This is a genomic window from Streptomyces jumonjinensis (genome assembly GCF_009600885.1).
Taxonomy (GTDB): Bacteria; Actinomycetota; Actinomycetes; order Streptomycetales; family Streptomycetaceae; genus Streptomyces; species Streptomyces jumonjinensis.
Genome location: NZ_VCLA01000197.1, coordinates 170535 through 177172, shown reverse-complemented (window position 1 = coordinate 177172; position 6638 = coordinate 170535). Strand labels below are relative to the sequence as shown.

The 6638-nt window shown below is 69.6% G+C and carries 4 protein-coding genes; 2 read left to right on the top strand and 2 right to left on the bottom strand.

Annotated features, from left to right (window positions below; all coding sequences use genetic code 11):
* Both FF041_RS38360 and FF041_RS34400 read right to left on the bottom strand, forming a co-directional pair.
* Nucleotides 1–530 (bottom strand): hypothetical protein (locus tag FF041_RS38360; RefSeq protein WP_228388830.1); only part of this gene is annotated, 530 nt, incomplete at its 3' end.
* A 742-nt stretch (nucleotides 531–1272) separates the two neighbouring features.
* Nucleotides 1273–2790 (bottom strand): carboxylesterase/lipase family protein, encoded by a 1518-nt coding sequence (locus FF041_RS34400; RefSeq protein ID WP_153526345.1) that lies wholly within the window; start codon nucleotides 2788–2790, stop codon nucleotides 1273–1275.
* A gap of 270 nt (nucleotides 2791–3060) precedes the next feature.
* Here FF041_RS34400 and FF041_RS34395 point away from each other — a divergent pair, with 270 nt between their 5' ends.
* A complete protein-coding gene (locus FF041_RS34395; RefSeq protein WP_153526344.1) occupies nucleotides 3061–4569 on the top strand; it encodes a GMC family oxidoreductase in 1509 nt (502 codons plus the stop codon).
* A gap of 302 nt (nucleotides 4570–4871) precedes the next feature.
* Nucleotides 4872–5849, top strand: a complete 978-nt coding sequence (locus FF041_RS34390; RefSeq protein WP_323393552.1) for an amidohydrolase family protein — start codon at nucleotides 4872–4874, stop codon at nucleotides 5847–5849.
* Nucleotides 5850–6638 lie beyond the last annotated feature (789 nt).

Below are 6638 nucleotides of genomic sequence, written 5' to 3'. Positions count from 1 at the left end.
CCGCCGCCGTCGATGACCCGGTTGTTCCCCTCCCCACCACGCCCCCCGACCCGGATCTCATGGTCCCCGCTCACATAGCCGCCCCCGCCGGTCACCCTGATGGTGTCGTTCCCCGTGCCACCGTTGATCGTCCCGTCGTTGCCGATAGCTCCTGTTCCCGTAGCGTCCGGCAGCCCGGCGAAGACGCGGATGGTGTCGTCCCCGGAGCCCGCGTTGATGACCCCGCGGTTAGCTGGCTGCCCAGGGTCGGAGGGGTCATGGGTTTCGGAGAGGACAAGGATGTCGTCGTTGCCCGCTCCGGCGTTGATGGTCGTCCCTGGATTGACTCCGCGCACGCACGAGATGATGTCGTCGCCCGGGGTGCCGTTGATGGTCTCACTGAAGGCCGGGGTGGAGTTGACCGAGCAGTCGCTTGCCTCCGCGTGCGCTGTCCCGGGAATGCCGACCACGAGGCCGCACACGGCGGCGAGTACCGCACCGGCCGCGACCGCGGCTCGCCGGACACGGTCCAGCCTCCGCGGCGAGCCCACCACGGGAGGGGAATGCGGAGATCGGGCCAGGGAGAGGAATGAACCGTTCACCAGGGGGACCGCCTTACCGTCGAGGGCCCCGGCCAGGGCCCGGCCAGAGTGCCGCCCGCCTCAAGGACGCTGTGCCACGGCCACGAGACCCGCCACCCACCCCCAGAGGACTACCTGCCCCATACCCGCCTTTTTGCCCCGAAGCCCCCGACACGCCCAAAGAGCAAAGCCGGTTGAAGCCAGGCGGTCCAGTACGAGCCCGGCCCGCACAGCCCGCACTCCGGCACACACCAGCAGACGGCCACCGACACGGTGTGCGTCGCGGTATCGGTCGCAGTTCTCGGGCTGAATCGGTATACGGGGTCACCGCTCCGCGGCTTCGAGTTGCTGGGACGGCTCCGGCGCGCGGTTCCTGGGGTCGGGCAGGCCGGCCTTCGAGTGGGACAGCGGGTCATCAACGTGTGGATCGCCCGGCGGTCAGGGCTTCGCCGTACTGGACGATGTGTGTCCGAGTCTTGCGCGGGCTGGCTGGTGTGCGAGATCCGGGTGAGGGCGTGTGCGACGACCTCAGCGTCACGGCGATTCGGGAGACGATCGAGTCTGATCGATGTGATGGCGAGTTGGAGGAACTGCTCTGTCCCGGCGGCGGGCCTTTTGATGCAGGAGGGAGTCGGGCGCCGATGGGTTCTCAGGATGTGTCAGGCGGAAGAATGTTTCCCTGGCCGCGTCGCTGTGGTGCAGGTAGGTGGGGTTAGCCGAGGAGGGGTAGTGCTTCGAAGCGGTGGTGTTCCCACAGGCGGCGGGAGATTTCCTCCGGGTACGGGGTCACGGTGGGGTCGGTGTCCAGGATCTGTACCAGCCGCTGGGACGGGTCGTAGGCGGGCCAGCCGGGGTCGCCGTGGTGGGCGAAGGCGGCCCAGGCATGGCGGATGCGCGCGGAGAGGGCTTGTGTCTGTGGCGTGGGGGGACCCCCGAGCAGACCGGGGCCGGGTGGGGCGTCGAACCGGCCGAAGACCAGAGGCAGGTCGGCGCCGTGTGGGGTGCCGAGTGCGCCGTCCATCGCCGGGGCTGTCCAGGTGAGTTCGTAGACGTGGGCGCGGCCTCCGCCTGCGATGTGTGCCTCGGCGAGATGGAGGCTGGGCATGCGGAAGAGCCAGTCGGATGTGACGAGGGTGAACAGTTCTTCCGCCGAGGCGTTCGGGTAGGCGTGGCGGAAGGCCCGTTCTCCGCCCGGTCGGGGTGCGAGCGCCCGCAGCGCGGCAGTGGCCTGGTCCTCGGTGATGTGGCCGAGCATGGGGGCGATGAACAGCCGGTACTCGTCCCGGTTGTGTCCGGCGAGCAGCTCGATGTCGTGTCCGGCTCCGTCGGCGAGGGCCTGCCAGGGGGATCGTGGCAGGACGTCTCCGTCCACGACGGGCGAGAAGGGGGTCGGGTTGAACGCGGCCTGCTGCCCCCAGCGTTCGGCGTAGTGGCTCAGGCGTGCGGTGACCGCGTCGCCCGCGGCCGGCAGCTGTGGGGGAGCGACGCCGGCCAGGTCGGCGGCGGTGGGACGCAGCCCCAGGTGGGCGGCGAGGGCTCGGCAGATGTCGGCTGCCAGCTCCGGGGAGTGGAGGGTGCCGGGGACGCTCTGTGCGATGGCCCGGCGAAAGAGCCCGGCCGCGCGCGGCATGGTCATCAGCGCGGCGATCGATCCGGCGCCGGCGGACTCGCCGAAGATCGTGACGTGCCCGGGGTCGCCGCCGAACGCGGTGATGTTGTCCCGTACCCATTCCAGAGCGGCGACCTGGTCGAGCAGGCCGCGGTTGGCGGGGGCGCCCTCGATCTGGGCGAATCCCTCCATGCCGACGCGGTAGTTGAACGTCACCATCACCACACCGCCCTCGCGGGCGATCAGTGCGCCGTCGTACAGGGGCTCACTGGCCGCGCCGAACATGTAGGCGCCGCCGTAGACCCACACCATCACCGGCAGCCGCGCCGAGGTGTCGGGTTGCGGTGACCAGACGTTGACCGTGAGCCAGTCCTCACCGGTGTACGGCGGATTCGTCCCTCCCATGCTCATCGCGCCGGCCTGCGGCGGCGGGGGCCCGAATGCGGCGGCCGGTCGCACGCCGTCCCACGGCACGACGGGCCGTGGTGCGGCGAAGCGCAGCGCGCCGACGGGTGGCTGGGCGAACGGAATGCCGCGGAAGGCGGCGACTCCGTCCTGGCTGCGCCCGCGCAGTGTCCCGGTCGCGATCCGGACCTCTGGCTCCATGCTCTCTGCGGCCATCAGCGGACTCTCCTCCCGTTGTCGGCCGACAGACGGCCCGCCCGACCGCTCCCGGCCCGCTGGTGCGGGCCTGAGCGCGGGCTGCCGGGGTTTCCCTGGTCGCGGGCGGCCCGTGCTCCCCATGGACGACTTGAGGCGTACGTGTACGCAGGGATCACTGTCCGTGTACGAGCCGTGGGGGCCTCGGGTTGCGCCGCACGCAATCCTGGAACAAGGATCGCATTACTGGATTGATCCGACATTCGCTACGGTGCTGGAGAGGATGACCGCATGGCCACCGCCAAGTACGACGTGATCGTGGTGGGGGCAGGATCGGCCGGCGCGGTCCTGGCCAGCCGGCTGTCCCAGGACGCGGCCCGCACCGTTCTGCTGCTGGAGGCCGGCCCGAACTACCCACCCGCCGGCTACCCCCCGTCCATCACCGACGCCGACCTCCTCGGCACCTCCACCGGCTACGACTGGGGCTACCGCTCCGAACCGGGCTTCATCGGCCACCCCGTCGACGCCTATCGCGGCAAGGTGGTCGGCGGCAGTTCCGCGGTCAACGGCGCCGTGTTCGTACGCGCCCTGCCGTCGGACTACGCCCGGTGGACCGCCGCCGGGCTTGAGGGCTGGTCCTTCGCGGATCTCCTGCCGCGATACCGGGCCCTGGAGTCCTTCGACGGCGACGGCGACGACGCCTGGCACGGCCGGTCCGGCCCGATGCCGGTCCACCAGATGCACCGCGACGAGCTGACCGGTGTCCAGCGCGCCTTCATGGACTCCGCACTCGCACTGGGCATCCCGGCCTGTATCGACTTCAACGGCCCCACCCCCGGCGGCGTGGGCCCCTACCCCATGAACAGGGTCAAGGACGCCAGAGTCAACGTCGGTATGGCCTACCTCACCGAAGACGTCCGCGCCCGGCCCAACCTGACCATCCGAGGCGACGTCCTCGTGGACGTCGTGCTCATCGAAGGCGGCCGTGCGACCGGGGTGCGCCTCGGCGACGGCGAGGAGATCCGGGCCGGCGAGGTGGTGCTGTCGGCAGGCACCTACGGCAGCGCGGCCATCCTGCTGCGCTCCGGGATCGGTCCCGCCGCCGACCTCACGGCCCTGGGCATCGACGTGGTCGTGGATCTCCCCGTGGGCCAGACCCTGTACGACCACCCGTTCTACTACAACACCTACGCGGCGCACCCCGACCGGATCGGTGACGTCACCCCCGTCATCGCCGCCAAGGTCTGGACCGCCAGCACCCACGCCGAACCCGGCGAGCTGGACCTGCACATCACCGCCACCCACCTCTTCGACCCCTCGTGGAGTCCCACCGGGGCTGGCTTCCTGCTCGCGGTGGCGCTGGTGCGGCCGACGTCGAAAGGCACCCTGACCCTGGTCGACCGCGACCCGGCACACGCGCCCCGCATCGATCTCAACATGCTGGCCGAGCCACAGGACCGGGCCCGCCTCCTCGAAGGGGTACGCCTGGCCCGGCGCATCGGCGCGACCGCCCCGCTCAGCGAAATCATCGACCACGAACTGGCACCCGGCACGACCGCGACATCGGACGCGGACATCGAAGCCTCCATGCTGGCCACCCTCGACACCTACCACCACCCGCTCGGCACCGCACGCATGGGAGCGGACGACGACCCGACCGCCGTGACCGACAGCCTCGGCGCCGTTCGCGGCCTGCGGGGCCTGCGCGTTGTGGACGCCTCGATCCTGCCCGACTCCCCGTGCGCTGCCATCGACCCCGCAGTGATCTCAGCCGCCGAACACATCGCCGCACGACTGTGACCCGACAGCGGATCACAAGCACACCGGGCGGCGGAGCCGCCCCGCCACCTGTTCGGACCGTGCCGTGGCCCGTCAGCACGTTCGGCGGTATCGCTCATGGCCCCGACCCGGGGGAAGTCCCGAGCTGCGGCATGGCCAGGGGGTCTGTCGGAGAAAGCGATCGCCTGGACAGACGATCCGCAAGGGGCCGGGTTCTTGCTTTCTGTTCGGGAATGCCTGCTGATCGTGTTGCGGTGTCTGCCCGGCTGTAGTCACCATGGGAAAGCCGGAGGGGGATGTGTGGTGTCCTCTCAAGGTAGGTCATGATGCGGAACAAGATCGCTCTCGAAGAGCACTTCGGCGCAACCGACCCCGACATCGTGGGCCAGTCCGAAGAGCACTTCACCCCGGAGACCTGGCCGGAAGCCCGCAAGCAGCTGCTGGACATCAACGACATCCGGCTCAGGAAGATGGACGCCCTGGGCATCGAGAGGAACATCCTCTCCCTCCTCGCGCCGGGTATCCAGAGCATGTACGGCGGCAAGCAGGCCGTCGACTGGGCCGGCCGCCTCAACGACCATGCGGCCAAGGAGATCGCCAAGCACCCCGACCGGTTCTCCGGCTTCGCCGCACTGCCCATGCAGGACCCGGACGCGGCCTGCGCCGAGCTGGAGCGTTGCGTGACCGACCTCGGGTTCGTCGGCGCCCTCGTCAACGGCTTCTCACAGGTCGGAGACCCTTCCACCGCGGTATACCTGGACGACAGGCGGTACTGGCCGTTCTGGGAGACCGCCCAGCGCCTCGACGTCCCGGTCTACCTGCACCCGCGGGACCCGCTGGAGGATCAGCAGAGAATCTACGAAGGGCACCCCTGGCTCCTCGGCTCCGCCTGGGCCTTCTCCGTGGAGACCGGAACCCACGCCCTGCGCCTGATGGGCAGCGGGCTGTTCGACGCCTACCCCGGGGTCCAGGTCATCCTGGGCCACCTCGGTGAACTCCTGCCGTACAACATCTGGCGGACCGACCACCGCATTCCGATGTCACCGCGCGGGATCGCGGTGAAGCAGAAGTTCGCGTACTACCTGCACCACAACTTCTACGTCACCACCAGCGGCAACTTCCACACACCGTCACTGGCGGACGCCATCGTCGAGATGGGCGCCGACCGCATCCTCTTCTCCACGGACTACCCATTCGAATCCATGGAAGAGGCAGCGAACTGGTACGACGGCATCGAGCTCGGCGACCCCAACCTCCAGAAGATCGGACGGGAGAACGCTGTGCGCCTCTTCAAACTGTGAACGGCTGGCCAGGGCGGTGGGGGCGAGCCGGATGGCGTGCGGCTGCATCCGCCGCGTGCGGGCTTCCGTTTGTTGGCTGCCCCGGCCGGCTGAGCGGTGTGCGGTGAGGAGCGGCGGACCATGAACGTGATGAACGTCCAGGTGATGTGGCCTCGCTGCGGGAGACGAACCGCTCATGGTCCCGGGCGTCTCCGGGTGCTCTGACCGACGCGCTCGACGCGCCACCGCTTTCCCAGGTCGGCGAAGCCGTCCTGGTCCTTACTGCGGGCGGGCGGCACCGTCACTCCAGGTTGGACGTGGCGACCTCGGGGGCGGTGCCACACGATCCCAATGGCTCGGCCACGGCACCGAGCTGCTTGATCACGCTTTCGCAGAGCGCGGTGGGAGTCTCAGCCTTCGTGTCGGCTTAGCACCATGGTGTTCTCCTTGCGCTTTGACTGGTTGCCATGGAGGCCATCCCGGCGCCTCATATGCTTCCGGGGCTGTTGATCCGCCGCAGCGTCAGCTTGCCCGCCCGGACTGCCGCCAGGTCCTTCTCAACGTCTGTCCGCCTCGCCCGTGGGGCGTCCCGCCCGTCTCGGGCCTTTCGTCCCACTCTCCAGTAGGACGGTTCAATCGCCGAATGCCGGAGCATGTGCGGAAGGGGCCCGGGAGCCCGCCCGCTTGGCCAGCCGGCCCGTCAGTTGGTGTGTGCCGGAGTGCGGGCCGTGTGAGCCGGGCTTGTACTGGACCGCCTGGCTTCAACCGGCTTTGCTCCTTGGGTGTGTCGGGGGGTTCGGGGCAAGGGGT